Genomic DNA, 24,064 nt, shown 5'->3' with positions numbered 1-24,064 from the left:
GTGATAAAATCCATTTTGTTTTTATAATTCTTTAACCAACTGCATATTACTATCATCATTATCTATTTCTAATTCATAGTCTTTATTTATATAATTCCCAATATAATCAATATGTTGAATAGTTGTTCTTACAGTATGTCCGCTTCGATGAACACTTAACACTTGTGGAGATATCATAGTCACGTTCGTTCGATTTTGGAAATTACTTTTCATTGATGTGTATATAGACGAATTCTTTTTAAAATAACTCGATATAAAGTTAAAATCATTCATATTAAATGCTGAATTCATAGCCGTTGCATAACCAGTAAAAAATTCAGTTAATTTATTTTTCAAACTATTTTCTTCTTTTTCTTTCTTCTCAACATAGCTATTTATTTTATCACTATCAAATTCCAATGTAACTTTCGTATTATCTTTCAAATCGTCTGCACTAATTGTTTTCGTCTCAGAACTAAACGTCTTACCTTTTGCCTTACCAGTTGCAGAAATCGTTATATCTTTTGTTTTTGGATAAGGACCAAATTCTTTAGAATGAGAATAAGTGAATGTACGGTCATTGATTTGAACTTTTTCTGATTTATCACTTAATTTACTCGCACCCTTAAATTTGATATTGATAAATGATTGATCATAATCTTCAGCTACATCTACGGTTTCAGAATGGCTTTCTCTAAAGTCAAAATTTAAATGCCCATTGAATGTACCGTTTTCTGTAATTTTCTTAGCTGGTAAATGATATGTACCAGGAATAAATTCACCCAAAGGTGTATTTTTATTTGCTTCAGCAATGACAGTTTTCTTTTTACCACTTGTTCTAAATTCATATTTAGTTTCTACTTTAGGTTTAATAATTGGCTTTTTAGTCGGAGCTGTGAAACTCATATTATCAAAAATTAAATACTTTGTACCATTTTTACTTATTTTAAGTACATCTTGTCCACTTTTCGTTTGTATATAAGATGCCACACTTGAATTACTTTTATTCAATTTATCTACAGTATTATTGATATCTCGAATATACTTCTTAATACCTACTTCTTTTTTTACATAATTAATATATTGTTGCGCTTCAACATCGTCTACTTTTTTATTTTTAGTGCTCAATAATGTAGCAACTTTTTGTGAATCATTATTATCTACAGCATTAACTAATATCTTAGCTTGTGCATTAGGCGAATTATAATTTCTTAAAAGGAAAAATAACACGATAATAAGTATTAAAATAAATACACTAATACCTATCGGCACAATTTTACGAAGACGTATATTGGTAGAATTCTCATTACTCGATTGAGATGATTGGTCTTTAATCTTTCTTTTTTTCTTCTTAGTTAATAGTTGCCCACAGTTTGGACATTGCGATGTATCATCTTTCACTTGATGACCACAATTTGGGCATTGACTCATTTTATCACCTCTACTCATCTCACTACATTATGATTATATTTACATTTCATAAGCACATTACCTTCTCGATATATTTTACATTTAGCAATGATAAAATACAATTTCCATTACATGTAGTTTTCATTGTAATTCCATTAAAAGAAAGTTACAGACTTATCTAAATTATATAAATAAACGCTAGTCAAAAACATACAGATTTAGTCTCATTTTCTTATTTTCCCACTCATATTATTATATTCCTATTCGTCTCTAACTGTATAGGCTCTTTCACTGATTCTATCAAAGTTTAGAAGTATAAGATTGTATACGATAGTCGATAATTTCTAAAACCTGTCTAACTTTTTCAATTTCCTTACTGTCAAAGTCACTCGTCATATCACTAGCAATATGGCTCATAATCGCTTTTCTCTCTTTAATATATTTCTTTCCTTTATTAGATAATTTAATTATTTTAAGACGTTGGTCAGTATTGGAATGTGGTTTTTCTAATTTAACTAATTCAGCATTGAGCAATTTTTTGACTCTTCGACTAACAGCAGCTTTATTAACACCTTGTTTCTCTGTAATTTGCCCCACAGTTAACGCCTCTATACTAAGCATATTTAACACATGAGATTGCTCAGCTGATATGCCATACTCAGTTTGCAAGTCTTTAAGTAACTTTGCTGTTAATGTATTAACATCATTAATAAATTTTTCTAAAAATGAGATGTGATCTTCTATTCTTCTTACCATTTTTATCTCCTAATTAATCTAAACGATTTATATAAAAAAATTATGTTTAATCCTTTTAAATCATAGCAATAATACCTTAAAATTTAAACTATAAATATATATTAAAATTGCCATATTCATAAACATTGCTAATTATAATTTCATAAGCTAAATTTATAGGTAATATATCTACTGAGGTATCAAAACAATGTTACTTTTTTTATGTTTTCTAATCGAATTATTACTTATTGTTTCATTATATACGAAACAATCGTTTACTCTTAATTTATTTAGTTTTATCTTATATACCATCATTGGTTTTGTTATGATGACTTATCATATGGTAACTGTATCAATACCATATGAAATGTTTATCATTGTAATTGTAGCAATGATACTGTTATTGATTAAATATCGTTATATTTTTAAGTTGCAAGCAGGTCGTTTTTTTATTTTACAACTTAGTCACCATTTTTATACTATGGGGCTATTTGCTGTGAGTTGTTTATATATAAGTACTATTCCCCTAATTATCATTAATAGCTTAGCTTTATGGGTCGCAACCATTGCATTTAGTACAATTTACTCGTTTATCGGCTACCTATCTTGGTCTACAGCTTTTGAAAATCATCAATATCATAAACACGTAAAGTTAATTATGGTGCTTGGAGCTGGAATTTTCTCTGAAGAAGTGACTACGCTTCTTGCTGCAAGACTTGATAAAGCTTTATCCGTTTATCATTCACAACGAACTAAACCTATCATCATTGTAAGTGGTGGCCAAGGTCCTGACGAACCAATTTCAGAAGCACTTGCGATGAAAAGATACCTTATAGCTCACAACGTTCCGGAAAATCATATATTTATGGAGAATCAATCCACGAATACACGAACCAATTTCTTATACTCTAAATCTATCATTCATTCGATGATGCCTGCTTCAAGTCAGATGTTGTGTGTAACAAGTCAATTTCATGTTTTAAGAGCGCTTAAATTTGCTAAAAAAGCTCATCTTTCTTTCGATGGCATTGGAAGTCGTACACCATACCACTTTTTGGCACAATCTATGATTATAGACTTTTTGGGTTTAATGTATCAATATAAAACAATACTTACTATTTATTTCGCTATGTTGTTTTGGCTTGCAATACTACAAACCATATAAACCCCTTTTAGCAAAATTGAATATATTTAAAGAAGCTTGAGACACAAACATGTCACAAGCTTCTTTAATTTATAGTATGTTATACAACAATTCCACAGTTGGGTTCGGGGCCCCAACACAGAGAATTTCAGTACGAAGTTCCACAGACAAGGCAAGTTGGGGTTCGGGGCCCCAACACAGAGAATTTCAGTACGAAATTCCTCGGACAAGGCAAGTTGGGGTTCTAGAGTGAAGTATCATTTGTTCTATCTATTCTATCCTACTTCCCTTTTAACTATTTTTTATTTTACCATCGTACAATTCTATAATACGATCAGCGTATTTGAACAAGCTTTCATCATGAGTAATCATGATACCTATCATTTGGTTATCTTTTATTTGTTTTCTGATCATTTCAACAACCCCTTGAGCACGACTAGCATCAAGACTTGCTGTTGGTTCATCTGCTAAAACAATTTTCGGATAATTCATAAGTGCTCTCATAATCGCTACACGTTGTTGTTGTCCACCTGAAAGCATATGTGGGTAGCTATTAAGTTGCTCTTCTAATCCAATTTTTGTTAATAATGCTTTAGCTCTTGCTTGGGCTTCTTTGCTAGACATTCCAGCTTCTTTACCTACTAAGGTAAGTTGGTCTAAAACTTTTAAGTATGGAACTAAATGAGAGGCTTGAAAGATAAAACCAATATCATTTAGTCTTAAGTGCGCTTTATTAGTATGTCGTTCAAATAAGGATTTCCCCTCGTATACTACATCACCTGATGTTTGAGATAACAGACCACCTAAAATAGTCAATAACGTCGTTTTTCCTGAACCTGAAGCGCCATTTAAAATGATGAATTCTCCATCTTTCACTTCAAAATTAATGTCTTTTAACACTTCTGTTTTTGAGCTTTTTTCACCAAATGTTTTACTTATGTCTTTAACAACTAGACTCATTATTGACCACCTCCAATAGCTTCAATAGGATCAATTTTAATTAACTTAATAAATGATAATGATGTACCGATTAATCCAACTATCATAAATACGACAAGTACAAAGATAATATTTTGCATGTCAATATGGAATGGCATTGAAACTGGCAATATTTTACTGATTAGCAAAATGACTACTTCTGCTATAGCTACACCTATAAATGTAATCATTGAAATTTGTAAAATCAATGATGTCAATAAATGCTTTGTAGTTATACCAATTGCTTTTAAAATACCGATTTCAGATGTCTTTTGTATCGTCATTACATAAAAGAATGCACTCAATACAATTGCAGTTATAATATATAAACTAATAATCATCATATCTAATGGGGTTTGCTCTGCTTTATAACTTGCGATATTACTTGTTATATCGTCTGTAGTCGCTGTTTGAACGCCTTTGATGTGATTTATTTTATTTTTATCCGATTTAGATAATTGGTTCGTAACATAAAATGTTGCGACATTACTACTTTGTTCTATTTTAGATTGATCCATCATAACAATGTTACTATGAGAATACATCGTGTTTTTTAATATACCTACAACTTTATAAGTTGTATCGTCACCTTTGACTTTAACTTTATCGTCTAAATAAAGACCTTCTGCAGTTAGTTTTTCATTTATTGCTATCTGATTTCCATTTTTAGGATAATGACCAGATTTCAAATTTGGCTGATGATTTTTCACGCTATTTATAGCCATCACGTTTTCTTCGTTTCCATTGATTTTGAAAGTTTTACCTGCCATTTTAAAAGGTTTTTCATCAATAATTTTTGAAATATTGTCTTTTTTACTTCGTGATAGAATAGATTTTTCTAATTGTGGTTCTTTCATTTTTTGAACAACAAATTGATTACCGTTAATTTGATAAAATATTGATATATTTTCTCGTGCTAGGCCTTGAGCAAGTCCACTGATAAATAAAACCATAATCGCCATTAGAAAAATAATGAACATGATTAATATAAATCTGAACTTATAAAATTTAATCTCTTTCCAAGCTAGATTCATTGATATCCTCTCCTGTTTCTTTATATGTTAAGTTTAAGAAGAAAATATGAACTCAATATGAACAAGTATGATTTTGTTCATAATTTTCTTTATCGTAGTATAATTATTAAAAAGTATAGGAGCGTAAACATATGATTAATTGCTTAATCGTAGACGATGATGAAAAGTTATTGCAATATGTTTCAAGTCATTTAGAAAGAGAAAGTATTCAAACACATACTTTCACAAGTGGAGAAGCATCACTAGATTTTCTTGAAAATAAAAATGTTGATATTGCGATAGTAGATATTATGATGAGTGGAATGGATGGTTTTGAGCTTTGTCAGACTTTGAAAGATGATTATCATATTCCTGTCATAATGTTGACAGCTAGAGATGCATTAAGTGATAAAGAGCGTGCATTTCTAAGTGGCACTGACGATTATGTCACTAAACCTTTTGAGGTTAAAGAATTATTATTTAGAATTAAAGCTGTCTTAAGACGATATCAAATTAATGCTGATAACGAGTTACAACTTGGCAACTTAATATTAAATCAGTCTTATATGGAAATTACCGTGGGTTCAAAAACGATGAATCTTCCAAACAAAGAATTTCAGTTGTTATTTTTATTAGCCTCTAATCCTAAACATATTTTCACTCGAGATGATATTATTGAAAAAATTTGGGGCTTCGATTATGAAGGAGATGATCGTACTGTTGATGTTCATATTAAAAGATTACGTCAACGTTTATCTAAATTGAAATCATCAGTATCTATTCAAACTGTAAGAGGTCAAGGATATAGGGTGGACCAAAATGTTTAAAACATTATATTCGAGAATTGCTATATATGCAATTACAGTCATTTTGTTTAGTGCATTAATGAGTTTTCTTTTTACGAATATTTATTATCACTTTCATTTGAAAGCTTCTAATGATGCAAAAATTATGCGCACACTTAAAGAAGCTCGTGAATATGAAAGAACTCAAAAACCTAAACCTCTAGATACGTATTTGAAACATTTAGGTCAAATGAATTATCAAATTATGACTGTCAACGAACATGGAACCAAACATTTTTATGGGGAAACTTTTCGTAAAAATACTATAAGTCAGTCTGCAATCAAAAAAGTGCTCAACGGTGAAGATTATCACGGTATTAAAAATAAACCTTATGCCTTTTTTGTAACAGGGTTCTTCGATAATGAAACGGATAATACAGTAGGCATTCAATTTAAAACAGATGATGGGGTATTAGCAGTTTTTATGCGTCCAGATATCGGGCAAACTTTTAGCGAATTTAGAATTTTCTTAGCTGTATTGATAACACTTTTACTTATTATTTCAATTTCACTAGTCATTGCATCAACTTATTCTATTATTAAACCAGTGACCGCATTAAAAAATGCAACAACTCGAATTATGAAAGGTGATTTCAGTACGCCTATCAAACAAACACGTCATGATGAAATTGGAACGCTGCAATCACGTTTCAATACAATGCGTCAAAATTTGGGACAAGTAGATCAAATGAGACAACATTTTGTCCAAAATGTATCTCATGAAATTAAAACACCGCTTACACATTTGCAACGATTGCTTACACAACTTGAATTGACGCAAAATGAAGAAGAGAAACAAATATATATCAATGAAATGTTTGAAATCACTAATCAAGTAAGTGAACTAACTAAGGAATTGCTACTTTTATCTGAATTAGATAATGCTTCCCACCTTACTTTTAACGATAATGTCCATTTAAATACTTTAATAAAGGATATTATTAGACATGAACAATTTCGAACTGATGAAAAAGATTTAGTTTTGTTTACTGAATTGGAAGATTTGTATTTCCGAGGAAATGAAAGACTATTACATCAAGCTTTCAATAACCTCATCATTAATGCAATGGAATATGCTCCTCAAAATAGCATGATTAATATCACTCTAACTAGTACAAATCACTTGATTATATTTAATATTGAAAATGATGGTTCGATTGCAGAAGAAGATGCGAAACATATCTTCGATCGTTTTTATAAATTGAGTGACGAATCTAGTAGTAATGGTCTAGGTCTTGCCATTACCCAATCAATTATTCATCTTCATCATGGTAACATTACGCTCACTTCAGATGATAAAACACAATTTATTGTAAAACTATTTATTTAGTATGTATTCTTTAAACTATCAATTGGATTCATAACAAAATATGATGAATTTAAAACATTTCATTAATTAAACTATACGCCATATATAAAACCACCATTAAATGATAACTTATTTTTAATCATTTAATGGTGGTTTTTTAAAATATTACTTTACATTCAAGTATTTTTTTACTTCTTCATTTATTGAATGATACATATCTTCATGATCTGACAATTTTAAACCAAATGATGGGACCATTTCTTTAATTTTTGGTTCCCATGACTTAAACTCTGATTTGTAACAACGTTGCAAGACATCAAACATGATATCAACAGCAGTCGAAGCACCAGGTGAAGCACCTAATAATGCTGCAAGTGAACCATCTTCTGATGTTATCACTTCCGTACCAAATTGTAATTGACCTTTAGACTTATCTGTATCTTTAATCACTTGAACACGTTGACCTGCAGTAATTACTTCCCAATCTTCATCTTTCGCTTCTGGTAAGAATACACGCAAATCATTAATCCGTTCTTCATTTGAAAGCATTAATTGAGAAACTAAATACTTCGTCAAATTAAATTCTTTTACGCCAGCACTTAACATTGTGATCATATTATTGGGTTTTACAGATTTAACTAGATCTAAATATGAACCGTTTTTCAAGAATTTCGGCGAAAACCCTGCAAAAGGTCCAAATAGTAATGATTTTTCACCATTAACAAATCGTGTATCTAAATGTGGAACTGACATTGGAGGTGCACCTACCTCGGCTTTACCGTAGACTTTTGCATGATGTCTATGTATGACATCCGGATTTTTACATCGTAAGAATAAGCCACTTACTGGGAAACCACCAATGTGTTTAGATTCCTTAATTTTTGTTTTTTGTAATAAAGGTAAACTTGCACCACCAGCTCCGATGAAGACGAACTTAGATTCATAATTCATTACATTTGATGTATTTAAATCTTTAACCACAACTTGCCAGTTACCATTATTTAATTTTTTTATATCTAAAACTTCATGTTTATAATTAATACCAACATTTTTTTGTTGTAAATTAGCTATTAACTTTTTAGTCAAAGCACCAAAGTTAACATCTGTACCTGTCTCGTCATACGTGATGGCAATTGCTTCATCTGATTGGCGTCCTTCCATCATTAAAGGAACCCATGAGTTAATTTTTTCTGAATCTTGAGATATTTTCATTTTTTCAAATAATACATTTTTCTGTAAACTCGCCACTCGACTTTTTAAAAATTTAACATTTTCTTCCCCTTTGACAAAGCTCATATGTGGGACTGATTGAATAAATTTATCTGGACTTTCAATATGACCTTCACGTATTAAATATGCCCAAAACTGTTTAGATAATTGAAATTGCTCGTTGATGTGAATTGCCTTAGTAATATCTACTGAACCATCTTGACCTTCTTTCGTATAGTTCAATTCACACAGTGCTGAATGACCTGTTCCTGCATTATTCCAAACATTTGAACTTTCTTCTCCAGGTTGACTCAATCTTTCAAATAATTGGATATCTTTTTCTGGTGTTAATTCTTTTAGTAAAGTTCCTAATGTTGCGCTCATAATTCCGCCACCTATTAAGATGACATCTGTTTTGCTATGTTGAGTATTCATAACAAACACAGTCCCCCTTTTTTATTAAATAAATGGAACGATTGACACTCATAGATGTCGATGTCTTTAATAACATTAAAGCGCTTTCTCTATATTGCAAAAAAATCTAAGCGTCTTTTAAGGAAGTGCTCATTTCTTCCCTATCATAACCATTAATTAAACTAATTTAATTATATATATAAATTGTGTTACACAAAAGAATAAAAGTCAACATTATGAGAATAGCTTCATTACACAATTCAAATTACAATTGTTTACATGTTACCCCATATACACGAACTAATGTTATAATAACTTAAATATCATAGAAAACAATGAGGTGTTTAACGCAATGAAGTCGTTCACATTTTTTATGCATAATATTTATGCAATGGGCGGAACGGTAAAGTCGGTGACACAACTTGCAAATACACTTGCAGAAAAAGGACATCCTGTAACAATTATTTCAGTTTTTAGAGGCACAGACTCTCCATATTTTGAATTACATTCTGCAATAAAAGTTAAAGTCTTAGTGGATTATCGCTTAAAGATTAAAAATACTAGAGCTATTACGGCAAATCGTATCAAAAAGTATACCCCCTTTTTAAATACAAAAGTGATTTCTCAATTTGAGCCAGGTAAAAGTCAGTTTTCGAGTTATGTAGAGAAAAAAATGATTAAAGCAATCAGACATACTAAAACTGATGTACTCGTTGGAACAAGAGCTAGCTTTAATATTCTCATTTCTAAATATGCTAAAGCTGAAATAGTGACCATCGCAATGGAACATATGAATTTTGATGCTCATCCTGATCAGTATCAAAAGGAAATTATTGCTGCGTACCGTAATATCAATAAGATTACAACGTTAACTGTCGCAGATCAGCAAAAATATCAATCACAACTTAAAACTCCTGTATATGTTATACCTAATATGGTTACCGAAAAAAGAATTGCTGCTCCAAAGAAAAATCGTATTATTAGCGCCGGACGTTTAGAATATGAAAAAGGGTATGATTTATTATTAGAGAGTATTCGTTTAATACAAGAAGACTTGCGTCAATTGAATTATGACGTTCATATCTATGGTTCTGGTAGTAAGAAAACATCACTTGTTGACTTTATTAATCAATATCATTTAAATGATTTGATTAAAATATATGAGCCAACGCAAGAATTAAATAATAAACTTGCACAAAGTAAAATCGTTGTTGTACCTTCACGCAATGAAGGCTTCGGAATGATTATTTTAGAGGCAATGGTGCAAGATAATATAGTCATAAGTTTTGAAGGCAATGTAGGGCCAGATTCAATCATTAACAACGGAGATAATGGTTATTTAGTAAACTATGAAAATGTGTCTGAACTTGCAAAACGTATCGATTTAACAACACAACATTATAATGAGTTAGATCACATCATTGAAAATAGTAAAGATACGTTGAAACAATTTAGTCCGGATCATATATATCAATTATTTATGTCTATGTTTAAATAAAAATAGGAGTGAGACTTAGTTCATTTAAAACGAACTGTCTCACTCCTATTTTTCAAATGAGAATTTATATAACAATTGCACCATTTTAAAAGATTACCTAAAATCTCAACATCTAAAAGCAACATATTGAAAGCCCGAAATGAATGGCTTTATAGCTTCATTTCGGGCTTTGTATATGAAAAATTCATTTCAATAAATTTTGATTTACAGAATGAATGACAAGATAAATGTCCAGATACAGATAAATACAAGTAATCCAATACTATAACGTAATGTCATTTTAAGTAATTCAGATTCTTTACCTACTTCTTTAACAGCTGCTGTTGCAATGGCAATTGATTGTGGAGAAATAAGTTTCGCCGCAACCCCACCTGCTGTATTTGAAGCTACAAGTAGTGAACCACTTGTACCAATTTGTTGTGCTACAGAAGCTTGAATTGGCGCAAATAAAGAGTTGTTATTAACAACTGAACCAGTCATAAATACGCCGATCCAACCAAGGATTGGTGATAATATTGGGAATACGCTTCCTGCTTTTGAAATACCTTGTCCCATAGCGTTACTTAAACCACCATATGTTGTGATTTTTGAAATTGCTAAGATGAAACAAATTGTTATGATTGGTAACCATAATTCTTTAAATGCTTCAACAAATAAACGACCAGCATCACCAAAGTTAACTTTTTTAGCCATTAAAACAGTAATAATAATTGTAATTAGAATCGCTGTACCTGTTTGACCAATTAAGTTTAATGATAAAGTAATTGGTTTGTGTGAAATATTACTGAATGTACCAGGTAAGTCAAAATTTGCAACTAAAGCAGATAATTTACCTTTTGGTGCAAATAATGCTTTAAATGAAGGTGCACTCCAAATCATAACAATGACAGTTAAGATAATGAATGGACTCCAAGCAAATAAGACTTCTTTACCTTTAAGTTTTTTCGGTGCTTCTGGTTTAACATCTTTTTGAACTCTAAAGATATTCTTAGGTTGGAATTTCTTAGAGAATAAAGCTAATGCTAACATAGAAGCAAGTGATGGAATGATATCAGCTAATTCTGGACCATTAAACACTGTAAGTAATCCTTGTAAAACTGTATAAGTGACAGAAACAACAAGAATTGAAGGTAAAGTTTCTTTAATTCCTTTGAAACCATCTATGATAAAGATAAGTAAGAAAGGAATAAAGAAGTTAATAATTGCTAAAGTTAATGTTGATGTTTGTGAAACTCCCATCGCTTCTACATGACCAGGTAAGTTAAGTGTATCTACAACACCTACTGGAATACCAATTGCACCGAATGCACCAGATGCAGCGTTAGCTACTAAACATAACATAGCTGCTTGTAATGGTCTAAAGCCAAGTTGCGCTAATAAAAGTGCACAAATTGCAATTGGAACACCAAATCCTGCAGCGCCTTCTAAGAATGCATTAAATGAAAAACCAATTAAAAGAAGCTGAATTCTTTGGTCTTGTGAAATACTTGTAATACTGTCTTGAATAGTTGCGAATTGCCCCGATTTCAAAGTAATCTTATATAATAATACTGCCATAATAACAATATATCCGATTGGGAAGATACCTTGGAAGAAACCTTCAACAACTGCGCCAGAGGCAATTCCTACTGGTAATTTAAAGAAAGGAATTGCAATTAATAATGTAACCACAAGGGTTGTGATAGCAGCATAAATTCCTTTCATTTTAAATACTGTAAGACACAGTAAAAATAAAATGATAGGAATTGCTGCAATTAATGATGATAATAGTAAATTACCAAATGGGTTAAATGATTCTACTAACATATTGAACTCTCCTCATTAGATCTTTAGTCATGAAGACTAGGTAGACGCATACTGTCCCCTTATTAATATGTGATAAATACCTATTAAATCAGTACGATCCCCACAAGCATATCGTGACCATTTTCACAAGAAAAATATAACATTTTCTTATATAAATTACAATGGTGTGACATGAATGTAAAGGGTTGTTAACAATTAATAAACCTTAATATTTATAGTAGTTAAGCGCTTTAATTTCACAGGTTAAAAACATATATATTTATTTTTATGTTATGTTTACATGAATTATATTATGGGCCATGATAAAATAAAAACTAACAAATATCGTTAAGAGATTGAAGGAAGATTTATGATAAAGCAAATAAATATTTCAAATATGGACAAATTAAAAGAGCAAATGGAACGTGCACTTAGCGACGGCTATACGCATGTCATTCCCTATTCGAATGAAATTCAAATTCATCAGTCCATGATTAAAGCCATCACTTTACCTAAGACTTCTTTTTTAGTTGACTATACAATTAACAATTATTATTTAAACGATTGTAAATACTTCGGGTTAGACTTTGTTGATTTTGAGGACTGGGTTAAAAATATTAATTTATATCCAAATGTTATTTATGAAATTAATTCAACATTAGAACTTATTGATAAATTTGAAGTTGAAAATATTTTTGATTTAGCATTATTAACAATTCTAAAAGGGCATATCGCAGTTGAAGGTCATGTCGTATTAGACTTTAAAGAACCATTAAAAACGAGCAAGGGATTTTGGCGCTCATTTGATCGTAATGATTTAACTTATAGAGATAAATTCTTTTTAAACACCATCGCTTATGCACATAAACAAAGAATCCCATTTACGCGTGTACCATTTAACGATCACGATAGTATTAGATATTATGATTCAGTACTACTTAGTACTAAATTTAAAGCTCCAAGATGGTTAGTAACTCCTATTAAGAATTATTCAGTTAGAAAACACAAAGAGATTAGCTATATTTATAAAAAGGATTCATCAAAACTTAAGAACCACGTCGTTTTTCTAGGATTTGATTTTGGGTATCGAGGAAACTCTAAGTATTTATTTAATTACTTTGTTAAACATAATCCTATGATAGAGTCTTACTTTATAACAGATGAGAGAACAGGACCACATTTTATTTCAACTAACGATGAAAATGTGAAGAATTTAATTGAAACAGCTACTTTTGTCATCACGGAAAGCTATATTCCTGACGATATTCACCCTAATGGTAAAATCATTCAATTATGGCATGGGACACCTATTAAAAAACTATTTTTAGATAGTAAAGAGCCACATCAAAATTTAAATATATATAACTACCGAGCTCGAAAATATAATAAATGGACACAACAAGATTATTTAGTTGTAGATTCAGAAGAATCAAAAACATACTTTGAATCAGCGTTTCCTAGTCAAAAAATTGATATATTACCTGTAGGATATCCTAGAAATAATTATTTATTAAATCGTATCAATGATGTAGGTTTACATAAACGTATATTTAGCGAGATAAATATAGATCCTACTAAGCGAGTATTATTATATGCTCCAACATGGAAAACAAATTCATCTGATGATGATGTATTTCCTATTAATGAACAGTTATTAAAACATTATAATGTGATCTATAAAGGACACGTCGAGAGTCAGAATGACTTGGTTCCTGAAGGTGTAATTATTCCGCCTAATAATATTGAAACACAAGACTTAATTATTATTTCAGATGTTGTTTTGACAGACTACTCATCAATTATTTTTGATGCTTTAACCGTAGATAAAAAAGGTTGCTTATATACACCCAATCACTCTCAATATGTCGAAGAACGTGGTGTCTATCAAGACGTAATAGACACCTTAAAACCTGTTTGGTATACCGATGCTGAACTATTAATGAATGATTTAATTACTGATAGCATTCCACAATTAAACAATAAATATACAAATAAAAATAATCAGTCATTTGAATATATTAGTAAACTTATTTCTAATCAATTGAAATAAGTGATTCATCTTATTGATGATTTTCAATATAGAAGCGAGCAAACTCATTATGGAATACAGAAATGATTTTGCTCGCTTTTTATAGTTATCTTAGTATGACTCATTCGTGTTGAAATTCACTTTACTTACAACTAAGGTTGGAAGTTAGGATCTACAACAGTAGGTTGACCTTGTCGATTAAGCGTTACAATTGAGTAAGTATTACTTTTTGATGGATCTTTAAAGCTAAACACATATCTAAATCCATCTTCTGTTTGTTCTATTGAATAATCATTATATGATTTATTTTCGCTTCCATACATATTAGCTTCATTTTTGGCAATGGAAAGTGCAGTTTCAAAATTTGGTAATTGCTGCAAAGCTTGACTGCGGTCGCCCTCAAATGGAGAAAGATATCGAGCAACACGTGTCGCATTTTCACTTTGGTATGGTGCTACATATTTATTCTGATTATCTTGTACTGATTGATGTTGTTTATTTTGATTATCCGATGAATTTCCGTTTGAATTTGTTGTTGGTCTTTCGCTTGTTCGTTGCTCTCCTACATTTGGATTTTGATTACTTGTTCGTTCTTTATTATTGTTATTTTCCTGATTGTCTTGCTTATTAATCGTATCATTACGTTTCGAATCTTTTTTTGAGTCATGTTGAGATGATGATTTATCCTTTTGTTCTGTTTTGGAACTATCATCTTTATGACTTGATTCATCATTTCCTCCATTGGAACAGCCTACTAACATTAATGATAAAATCGTTGCACTTGCTAATACTTTTTTCATTTGAAACCGCCTCCTACTTTGTCTCTTTATCATGTTGAATTGAATTTCAATTAAAATATTAAAAAGGGCATAATATTAATTGCTCATTAATATTATACCCTATAATTATTAATTAAGTATGAAATTTATCATTGTTCCTTGATATCCTTATGAATTAAATCTCCAATATATTGAGACGCCTTACCATTATCTAAAGAGCAAAATCTATTATAAAATGCATCTATTTTTTCTTGGTATTGCTGTTGCACTTTATCTAAATTTTTTAGTTCTTTAGCTAGGCCATATGGTTCTGTATAAATTGGTCCTGGTAAGTCTTCCATATAATTCATATAGAATCCTCGTAATCCCTTATCATATTTGTCTATATCATATGCAAAGAAAAATTGAGGGCGTTTTAAAATACCATAATCAAACATTACTGATGAATAGTCTGTAATTAAACAATCACTTATTAAGAATAATTCAGAGACGTCATTATAGTTTGAAACATCAATTGCAAAATTTTCATAACCAGATAAATCAAGTGCGTTAGAAATGAGATAATGCATGCGTAATAAAATCACATAATCATCTCCGAGTTCTTTATAAAGGTTGTCTAAATCAATTTTTAATTCAAACAAATATTTTCCTTTACTCACAAATTCATCGTCTCTCCATGTCGGAGCATACATAATAACCTTTTTATCACTAGGTAAATTTAAGTGAGTTCTAATTTCATTTAGATACTCTTGATCATTGGCTCTATTCACTAATACATCATTTCTAGGATAACCTATCTCTAATATTCTCTCTTCATCCATCCAAAAAGCACTTCTAAATATTTCAGTTGAATATCTATTTGGCGAAATTAAATAATCCCAACGTGATGTTTCACGATTAAAATTACGCTTATACTTCGGAGTCGTAGTGCCCGGCATACGAACCACTTTCATATCATTCGCTAACCGTTTTAATGGTGTACCGTGCCAAGTTTGAATGTACGTTTGATTTTCTTTTTTATTTAAATAAAGTGGTGTACGGGCATTTGATACCCAATGACTTGCTTCCGAGTAAGCTTGATAATACTCTGCTGAATTACGCTTAACCTTTTCAGCACTACCCGGTACGACATTTTTATCAGGATTCTTAAATGACCATATATAGCGATAATTAGGATAATACTTTTGCATATATTCATAAATATACTTTGGACTATCACTGTAATTCTTACCACCGAACGATTCAAAGACAATCGTTTTCGGTTTAACATTATCTTCTTTATCTGTTAAGTCATACAATGAACGTTCTTTATTTTTTCTTCTTAAAACAATATTTTTAACATGTCGCAATGTTTTTCTAAATTGATTAACTTTAAAAGCTTTATCAGTTTCATTATTCATTAACAAAATTGTTTCAATTTTATTTATTAGTTTTTGATTTTTAACTAAATGGACATGTAAAAATTTCGATAATTCAACAAGCGTATCCTTATGTGTTTGATAGCGTTCATTAATATCATATCGAGTTGGTTCAAATTCATTAGCGATTTTATTTCCCATTTTAGTGACAATAAATTCTCTAACTTTTGGGTTTGTTGCTCGTTTAATGGCATCATAAAAGCTGTTGACGTAATCTTTAAATAAAATATCAAAATTTTGTTCACTTAAAGTAAGTGTTTCAAATGGATCATAGACTTCCCCACGGAAATAAAATGGGAAGTTAAAAATACGAACAAACTTATTTACATACTTCATATACTCAAGAACAAATGACCAATCCACATATGTATTTAAATTTTCATTAAATCGAATATGGTGCGCTTTGACAATAGCTGTTCTAAAAATAATATTACAAGCTGACTGTTTTCTTAAAAATGAATTAATATTCCCTTTGGCATTAAAATATTCAACCCTTACTCGATCTAAATCAACAAATTGCGGACGTTGTGTAGTAAAAGAATGTATTGGAGCAATTAAACCATCAGTATCATTAAACTTTTCTAAGTAAAACGTGATTGCATAAGAGGCTAATTCATCATCTGCATCTAAAAACATAAAGTAAGGTGTTTCCACTTCTTCTAATGCAATATTACGCGCATGTGCATGACCACTATTTTCATCTAAATCGATAAATCGAATGTTTTTATCATAGTCTTTAATAGCTTCATCCATTAATTTTTTACTTTGGTCTGTCGACCCATCATTCACAATAATCAAATTAAAATCTTGTGTACGTTGTTGCTTAATACTCTCTAAGCAACCTGTGATGTATTCCTCCGCATTATAATACGTGACAATAATTGTCAGTTTATTCATACTATACGTCCTTTCTCTCTATATTAAATCGACAACATCTTATAAAATTTAGGTTGTACGTTTGAATGTCACTATAATAACTATCATTACCTATTAAAAATATAAACCTAATCTGTATATATTGATTGCATTTTTAATTTCGATGACTTCACTTTGAATACAATTACATAGATATTGTACTAAAATTCAACGCTACAATTATATCTAATATTAATGCTAAATGCGAACAATATTAAACATAACCCTAGCTCATTTATATTTTGTGATTGAACTATAAACTTTATTTATAGTTTGTTGGAACATCCAATTCCATAATCAAATCATTGTCTACTACACTTCCGGTATAAAACTGATGCGACCCTGTAACTCTAAATCCCCTATTTTTATAAAAACTAAGCGCTTTAGGATTATGCTCCCAAACACCAAGCCATATTTTCGATTTCCCAAATTTGATAGCTTGATCAATAGCTAAATTGATAAATAATTGTCCTCTACCACTCCCTTGAAATGCTTCATCAAAGTAAATGCGTTGTATTTCCAAATATGCTTGTCCTTTATTTTCAGTCTGAGCATCATTAATGTTCAATTTCAAGAAACCTACTATATTTTGATCAACTTCATAAAAATAATGAAAAGAATTACTTTGTTCCAATTCTTTTCTCAACATATCTATATCATATGCATCATTGAAAAATTTCTTGAAGTCCTCATCACTATAAGATTCTCTAAACGTTGTAAAAAATGTTCTTTTAGCAATTAGTTGTAGTTGCTCTACCTCAGTTATTTGAACACTTCTTATCCTTTCCCCCATTTAAATCCCCCTCTTTAAAATCTTAAAAAATTAATTTTGTGAATTAGATGTGTACATTGACATTTTTGCTATTAATAAGTTTTAAATTTTCAAATTAAATTATACAATGAATGATGTAAAGTTTGTTATAAAAGAATTTTCCTTATATTAAAAATAAAAACAAGGTAATATCAAGGGAACCATGAAAGAATATCTTTAAAATTTAATATTGATTCAATTCATCATTAGAGGAGTGTAGAAATATGGTAGAAAAATTCAAAGCTTTTGTAGTTGATCAAGATGATAACGGTATTGTTTCAAATAGTTATAAAGAACTAACTAAAGATGACTTACCTGACGGTGACGTTTTAATAAAAGTACATTATTCTGGCATAAATTATAAAGACGCACTAGCCACTCAGGATCATAACAAAATAGTAAAACAATATCCGATGGTGCCCGGTATAGATTTAGCAGGTACCATTGAAGAAACAAATGCTCCAGGCTTTGAAGTTGGAGATAAAGTCATCGTAACAAGTTATGATTTAGGTGTAAGTCATTATGGAGGGTTCAGTGAATATGCACGTGTTAAATCAGAATGGGTGATTGAATTACCTGAAGATTTAACATTGGAAGAAGCTATGATTTATGGTACTGCTGGCTATACAGCAGGTTTAGCTATAGAACAACTTGAAAAATCAGGTATGTCTATTGAAGGTAAAGAAGTGCTTGTACGAGGTGCCACTGGAGGGGTCGGTACAATTTCATTACTCATGTTAAATAACTTAGGGTATGATGTTATTGCAAGTACAGGTAGAGATGACGCTGAAGAAAAACTTAAAAAGCTTGGTGCTAAAGAAGTAATTGGCCGTTTACCAGAAGATAATAGTAAACCATTAGAAAAGAGAACATGGCAAGCAGCCATTGATCCAGTTGGTGGTGAAAACTTACCGTACATCGTCAAACGATTGGATAACAATGGAAGTGTTGCATTAATTGGCATGACTAGTGGTAACAATTTTGAAACAACCGTCTTTCCTTTCATTTTAAGAGGAGCAAGTATAATTGGTATTGATTCAGTATTTACTCCAATTAAACTAAGAAAACGTGTTTGGAGAAGACTTGCAAAAGACTTAAAACCACAACAATTACATGACATCAAACATGTTATTTCATTCGATGAAATCCCAAAAGCTATCGATCAAGTCATCAATCATCATAATACTGGACGTATTGTCATTGATTTCAATGTTTAAATAACTAAAAAACGTCATAAGATGCAAAAGCAAATGCATTTTATGACGTTTTCACTTTAATATTTAATATTTGATATACATACCTTTTGAATAAGGCTCAGTGCTTTTAAATCCAAACTTCTCGTATAATTGATCTGCCGGATAATCTGCTATCAAGCTCACATATGTACCTTCTTCAGCAACACTCTCAATATACTTCATTATTTCATGCATAATTGTCATTCCATGACCCAACCCTTGATATGTATCTTTCACAGCAATATCGACGATTTGGAAAACTGTGCCACCGTCTCCAATCACTCGCCCCATTCCAATCAACATATCATTCTCATAAAGGGTCACATTAAAACATGCATGAGGAAGCCCCTTTATTGCCGCTTCAATCGATTTACTACTCATTCCAGCATTAGCTCTTAAATTACAGTAATCCTCGGGACTGGGTGCTTCAAAGTGAATCTTAGTCATTATCTATCACCTATCTGGTTATTTAAAATCTAAATCCACTCTACCAAATATTTTTTAGTATTTCGACTTTATTTTTTAGGTTCTGTAAGAATAGCCTGTCTTAATAAGAAAAACAGTAACAGTAAACCAGCAAGCATACCTGTATGACCTATGCCTGCAAATCCCGCAAACATTTCAGGTGAAAATTTTTTACCAATAACTTGGAATGTACCTTTAACTGTCATCATTGAAATCGTGATTAACACACCTAAATGATACACGAAAAAGAACCAATTAAATAAGTAGTAACTACTTAATTTAAATACTTTTTCAAGTGGTAATAAGAGTAAAAACATAAACATGCCTAAGATAAGTGTATGTGTATGCACTAAAGACAATTGCGTGTCACCCACAAAGTCATGCGCTTTAGTTAATTCTCTGTAGTAAAAGCCACTTAATAAGCCTATGATCATATAAAATAAAAAAGAGTATAATAATCTACGCATAAAGAATCCTCCTTAAGATTATATTATAAAACATATTTGTGTTAGTTAAAGTGACAAAATAGCGACCATAGAATAAACGCAATCAAGTGAGAAAGATATTTAAATTAAATAACTCACATCCTAATCAATCTTGATAAATGATGAATGCAATTTTTAAAATATAGATCTAAGTGGATTGCTTTAAATTAGAAAAATGTATATATATTTCTAACCCGTTAATGATTACTTTTTAGAACGCGCTTGTTTAAAAAGTGCAATCAACGAAATCACAATTGCTAAGATAGCAACTATCCATAAAGCGATAGAATCACCTTGACTTGAGTCAGAATGCGTGTCATTTGGATTTGCTCCTTTTTTTACAGTTGTAGTTGGTGCTGGGTGTTCGCTATCTTCTTTACCAGTCCATTTAACTACATCTCCATTATCATAAGTTTGAATAGCATTCCATTTGAACTTTCCTTCTTCTTTAGGATTTGCCACTACAATAGGGAACTCAATAAATTCGTGTGGACCAATACCTTTACCAGTAGCTGTCCAAGTAACTTTGGTAATATTTCCCTTTTTATCTTTCGAAAAATGATGTTCAAAACCTTGGACAGGTTTAACACTCTCAACGTTTAATCCCTTCGGCACATCTAATTCTACTTTCACTGTATGATCATTTTGCTCAACTGGTACGCGTACATCGTACTTATCATACGACTCAGGTTCGCTTTCGTTTGGATTCAGTGTGACATGTGCATCTGCAAACTTAAAAAATCCTAAACCAAAAAACACTATTAAAGTCAGTGGTAGTAACTTGCGTAACATCGTTTTCCTCCTTAACTAGGTATATTCATTTGACTCATCATAATACCTGCAAAAATTAAAATAATACCGATTAACAACTCAAATATAAGCGCATAACGATTGACCTGTTGGTGCTGTTTCAAAGCTCGCATCGTCTGATACAAACCTAGCAGCATCATTGTCATTGTTCCCACAATTTTTATAATAAGATATATGGACCACGCTTTGATGTTATTCCAAAGTGTTAAAATATTCGTTTCATCAATAGCCATTAAAATCCCTGTAAAAACGATCATAATCACAGCAATGATATTAACTTTTAAAAGCATGCGTCTTACATTCGTCAACTGATCAGTTTTCACTTTAATAGCATAACAAATGAGATATACGAGTGAACCTAACCATAACGTTAGCCCTATAAGATGAATTGTTCTTATGATGATTGACCATAATGGCACTTGTTGTGACCACACGTGTCCAGACATACTTATCACAGCAATCATAATTATTGAAATGAGCCAGTACCATATTTTTTCCATATCCTTTAATACGAAAAGTATAAACAAAATGATTAGTGAAATAGAGCTTAATATATATGGAAATTGCATTATCACTTCTAATTTAAATGATAAAATATCTTCTAATATATCAGATGTGAGTGTCATCATGTAAACAACGAGACTCACGAGTACTGACATAGCCATAATCCATGCAATTCCTGATTGCTTTGGTAACACATTAAATTGTCTTAATCCTCGTTTCTTAGCAACACCATTTAACCAAAACAAGCCAATAAGTAGAAAGGTTGCACCTTCTGTAACATATCTTAATAATCCAAACCAAAATTTAGACTGTTCATAAAAAGGAGAAGATGTATCTACATCTTTAGCCGTCACTTTTCCAACTGAAAATTCAAACGTATCTCCAACTTCATGTCCATCCGCAGATACCGTATGCCATTCAATTGTATTCGTCCCATTAACAATTTGATCAGATGAAAATACGACTGTCTGTGACCATCCAGTTGTGATTGGTTTAAGGTCTTTAATCTTTTTACCTTTATCATCAAATAAGGTCACACTTGAGTATTTGGTATTCACAGGTTCATTAAACTCTAACTTGATTACTTCTGGTTTGTGTTTAATAATCCCTTGCTGTTGTGGTATTGATTTTTCTAAAGTCGCATGTGCAGAAGCTTGATATTGAAAAATAGGTGATAAAGTTATTAAAAACATAATAACTAACGTAGCACTAAATTTAGACATTATTTTTAACACCGAACCCTCCTCCTTTCATACAAAAATTTTGCTCCGTTTTTCATATTAGACATAATCACTTGTTTTAACAATAACTATTCTAATTTTTTTGAATTAGACACAAATATAAAAATAGAAATTTTAACTAGTAAACTAAATACAAGTATAGATAAATCATAAAGTTAATAAATCAATTAAGAATGTAGCAAAATGGCAATTTGTAATATAAAATAAAGTTTACTCATTTTAGAATCACCTTACTAAGTGATCAACAAAAATTCGAAGATTGAATAAGTTGTATAAAGTTTATTATAATTAACCATACTATTAAATCTTAAGCAATCTGCATATGCCTTAAAGATAAATTATATATTTAATGATTAATGTACAATCTAAAGTTATTAGTAGCTAGATTGATAATATAGCAAAATTCATCTGCTTTTCTTATAACTAACTATACAATATGAATGTGATTCAACTTTATATATCATATTTAGACCAAGAGAGTATGATATTTAAAAATTATGTCCGAAGTTTAAGAAGTTTGATGCCACAAATTTAAAAGTTTAAAATTTATTTAACTAACTTTAGTATCATCCTTATTCTAGTGGACTTTGAAAGGAACTATTAATTATGATTACAGCTTATAAACACGCACTTCATCATCCTTCACAAATTATTGAAACTGAAATCAATCATAGCGCTTCATGGATAAATGTAGTAGAACCAGATAGAGAAGAAATTGAAGGTTTGATGGAATTTTACAATATACCTGAGGATTTTATTCGAGATCCGTTAGACTCTGAAGAGAGTGCACGTATTGAATATGACGAAGATACGGGATACTCGCTAATTATTATTGACTTACCTATCGTCAATTCTACCAATCGACGTGTCTTGTCCTTTGTGACCATCCCATTAGGCATTATTATTGGAAATGGTATCGTTATGACTGTTTGCGATGCTGAAAATGAATTTTTAGAAAACTTTGCTAAACAAGAAGATATTAACTTAAAATTTCACAGTCGATTTGCACTTGAAATACTAACAACAATAGCTAATCACTACAATAGAAATTTAAGATTGCTGAATAAATCTAGGATTCGTATTGAAAGAGAACTCAAAAATAACATTACAAACAAACAGCTTTTTAAACTAATGGAAGTAGAAAAAAGTTTAGTATACTTCTTAGCTGCACTAAAAGGTAACGACACAATTATTAAAAAACTGTTTCGTCTTCCTGCAATCAAACGTTTTGAAGAGGATGAAGAGCTACTTGAAGACTTGGTGATAGAAAACAACCAAGCTATTGAAACAACTGAATTACATCAACGAATACTTGAGAGTATCACTTCTTCGTATGCTTCATTATTATCTAATGATATGAATAACATCATGAAAACATTAACGTTGTTTACGGTTCTTTTGACCCTTCCTACACTCGTCTTTAGTTTCTTTGGTATGAATGTACCCTTACCAATTGACGATCATAGTTACGTGTCTTGGATTATTGTTGTAGGAATTTCACTTATTCTAGTAGCTATCGTTAGTATCTTTTTATGGAAAAAACAAAAGTTATAA

The 24,064-nt window shown here is 30.7% G+C and carries 20 protein-coding genes; 7 read left to right on the top strand and 13 right to left on the bottom strand.

The window, feature by feature from the left end:
• Window positions 1-21: 21 nt before the first annotated feature.
• Together NST35_RS02690 and NST35_RS02685 are read right to left on the bottom strand one after the other, a co-directional pair.
• Window positions 22-1,410 carry a zinc ribbon domain-containing protein gene (locus NST35_RS02690; RefSeq protein WP_002457285.1) on the bottom strand — a complete coding sequence of 463 codons (1,389 nt, stop codon included), beginning with the start codon at window positions 1,408-1,410 and terminating at the stop codon, window positions 22-24.
• A 279-nt stretch (window positions 1,411-1,689) separates the two neighbouring features.
• Window positions 1,690-2,145, bottom strand: a complete 456-nt coding sequence (locus tag NST35_RS02685) for a MarR family winged helix-turn-helix transcriptional regulator (RefSeq protein WP_002447227.1) — start codon at window positions 2,143-2,145, stop codon at window positions 1,690-1,692.
• Between the two features lie 187 nt (window positions 2,146-2,332).
• On the opposite strand from NST35_RS02685, the gene NST35_RS02680 reads away from it, so the two are divergent.
• Window positions 2,333-3,289 carry a YdcF family protein gene (locus NST35_RS02680; protein ID WP_002457286.1) on the top strand — a complete coding sequence of 319 codons (957 nt, stop codon included), beginning with the start codon at window positions 2,333-2,335 and terminating at the stop codon, window positions 3,287-3,289.
• 270 nt (window positions 3,290-3,559) lie between these two features.
• Here the strand turns inward: NST35_RS02680 and NST35_RS02675 are convergent, their stop codons facing one another.
• Together NST35_RS02675 and NST35_RS02670 are read right to left on the bottom strand one after the other, a co-directional pair.
• Window positions 3,560-4,228, bottom strand: a complete 669-nt coding sequence (locus NST35_RS02675; RefSeq protein WP_032604442.1) for an ABC transporter ATP-binding protein — start codon at window positions 4,226-4,228, stop codon at window positions 3,560-3,562.
• Complete coding sequence (locus NST35_RS02670) at window positions 4,228-5,280, bottom strand: ABC transporter permease (protein WP_002457287.1); 1,053 nt, start codon at window positions 5,278-5,280, stop codon at window positions 4,228-4,230. The genes NST35_RS02675 and NST35_RS02670 overlap by 1 nt, the downstream gene beginning before the upstream one ends.
• Before the next feature lie 131 nt (window positions 5,281-5,411).
• On the opposite strand from NST35_RS02670, the gene NST35_RS02665 reads away from it, so the two are divergent.
• Window positions 5,412-6,086, top strand: coding sequence for a response regulator transcription factor (locus NST35_RS02665; protein ID WP_002447223.1), 675 nt, complete (start codon window positions 5,412-5,414; stop codon window positions 6,084-6,086).
• Window positions 6,079-7,434, top strand: a complete 1,356-nt coding sequence (locus NST35_RS02660) for a HAMP domain-containing sensor histidine kinase (RefSeq protein WP_002457288.1) — start codon at window positions 6,079-6,081, stop codon at window positions 7,432-7,434. Before NST35_RS02665 ends, NST35_RS02660 begins: the two co-directional genes overlap by 8 nt.
• A gap of 144 nt (window positions 7,435-7,578) precedes the next feature.
• Here NST35_RS02660 and mqo read toward each other — a convergent pair whose 3' ends face one another.
• A complete protein-coding gene (mqo, locus tag NST35_RS02655) occupies window positions 7,579-9,057 on the bottom strand; it encodes a malate dehydrogenase (quinone) (RefSeq protein ID WP_002457289.1) in 1,479 nt (492 codons plus the stop codon).
• Window positions 9,058-9,388: 331 nt separating this feature from the next.
• On the opposite strand from mqo, the gene NST35_RS02650 reads away from it, so the two are divergent.
• Window positions 9,389-10,534: a glycosyltransferase family 4 protein gene (locus tag NST35_RS02650; RefSeq protein WP_002457290.1), complete on the top strand. Its 1,146-nt coding sequence runs from the start codon at window positions 9,389-9,391 to the stop codon at window positions 10,532-10,534.
• Window positions 10,535-10,738: 204 nt separating this feature from the next.
• Here the strand turns inward: NST35_RS02650 and NST35_RS02645 are convergent, their stop codons facing one another.
• Window positions 10,739-12,340 carry an L-lactate permease gene (locus tag NST35_RS02645; protein WP_002457291.1) on the bottom strand — a complete coding sequence of 534 codons (1,602 nt, stop codon included), beginning with the start codon at window positions 12,338-12,340 and terminating at the stop codon, window positions 10,739-10,741.
• Window positions 12,341-12,689: 349 nt separating this feature from the next.
• Between NST35_RS02645 and NST35_RS02640 the strand changes: the two genes are divergently transcribed.
• Complete coding sequence (locus NST35_RS02640) at window positions 12,690-14,369, top strand: CDP-glycerol glycerophosphotransferase family protein (RefSeq protein WP_002447218.1); 1,680 nt, start codon at window positions 12,690-12,692, stop codon at window positions 14,367-14,369.
• 131 nt (window positions 14,370-14,500) lie between these two features.
• On the opposite strand, the gene NST35_RS02635 is transcribed toward NST35_RS02640, so the two are convergent.
• The 3 genes from NST35_RS02635 to NST35_RS02625 all read right to left on the bottom strand — a co-directional run bounded on the left by NST35_RS02635 (window position 14,501) and on the right by NST35_RS02625 (window position 18,253).
• Window positions 14,501-15,148 (bottom strand): hypothetical protein, encoded by a 648-nt coding sequence (locus NST35_RS02635; RefSeq protein WP_002457292.1) that lies wholly within the window; start codon window positions 15,146-15,148, stop codon window positions 14,501-14,503.
• A gap of 128 nt (window positions 15,149-15,276) precedes the next feature.
• Entirely contained in the window at window positions 15,277-17,442 is a 2,166-nt protein-coding gene (locus NST35_RS02630) for a bifunctional glycosyltransferase/CDP-glycerol:glycerophosphate glycerophosphotransferase (RefSeq protein WP_002457293.1), read from the bottom strand.
• Window positions 17,443-17,722: 280 nt separating this feature from the next.
• On the bottom strand, window positions 17,723-18,253 hold the full coding sequence (locus NST35_RS02625) for a GNAT family N-acetyltransferase (RefSeq protein ID WP_002447215.1): 531 nt from the start codon (window positions 18,251-18,253) through the stop codon (window positions 17,723-17,725).
• Between the two features lie 242 nt (window positions 18,254-18,495).
• Between NST35_RS02625 and NST35_RS02620 the strand changes: the two genes are divergently transcribed.
• The gene (locus NST35_RS02620; RefSeq protein WP_002457294.1) at window positions 18,496-19,488 is read left to right on the top strand and encodes an NADPH:quinone oxidoreductase family protein; all 993 of its coding nucleotides are present in this window, start codon (window positions 18,496-18,498) and stop codon (window positions 19,486-19,488) included.
• Window positions 19,489-19,551: 63 nt separating this feature from the next.
• On the opposite strand, the gene NST35_RS02615 is transcribed toward NST35_RS02620, so the two are convergent.
• From NST35_RS02615 to NST35_RS02600, 4 genes are all read right to left on the bottom strand, one after another.
• Window positions 19,552-19,953: a GNAT family N-acetyltransferase gene (locus NST35_RS02615; protein ID WP_002457295.1), complete on the bottom strand. Its 402-nt coding sequence runs from the start codon at window positions 19,951-19,953 to the stop codon at window positions 19,552-19,554.
• Between the two features lie 68 nt (window positions 19,954-20,021).
• Window positions 20,022-20,438: a DUF2871 domain-containing protein gene (locus NST35_RS02610; RefSeq protein WP_002457296.1), complete on the bottom strand. Its 417-nt coding sequence runs from the start codon at window positions 20,436-20,438 to the stop codon at window positions 20,022-20,024.
• 222 nt (window positions 20,439-20,660) lie between these two features.
• Complete coding sequence (locus NST35_RS02605) at window positions 20,661-21,248, bottom strand: YcnI family protein (protein ID WP_002457297.1); 588 nt, start codon at window positions 21,246-21,248, stop codon at window positions 20,661-20,663.
• Between the two features lie 11 nt (window positions 21,249-21,259).
• Entirely contained in the window at window positions 21,260-22,504 is a 1,245-nt protein-coding gene (locus NST35_RS02600; RefSeq protein WP_002457298.1) for a copper resistance CopC/CopD family protein, read from the bottom strand.
• A gap of 612 nt (window positions 22,505-23,116) precedes the next feature.
• Between NST35_RS02600 and NST35_RS02595 the strand changes: the two genes are divergently transcribed.
• Entirely contained in the window at window positions 23,117-24,064 is a 948-nt protein-coding gene (locus NST35_RS02595) for a magnesium transporter CorA family protein (protein WP_002438349.1), read from the top strand.

Origin of the sequence: Staphylococcus sp. FSL W8-0304 (assembly GCF_038006565.1) — a bacterium.
Lineage (GTDB): Bacteria > Bacillota > Bacilli > Staphylococcales > Staphylococcaceae > Staphylococcus > Staphylococcus epidermidis.
Note: the sequence above shows the minus strand (reverse complement) of the source record. Positions and strands in the feature narration are given on the sequence as shown.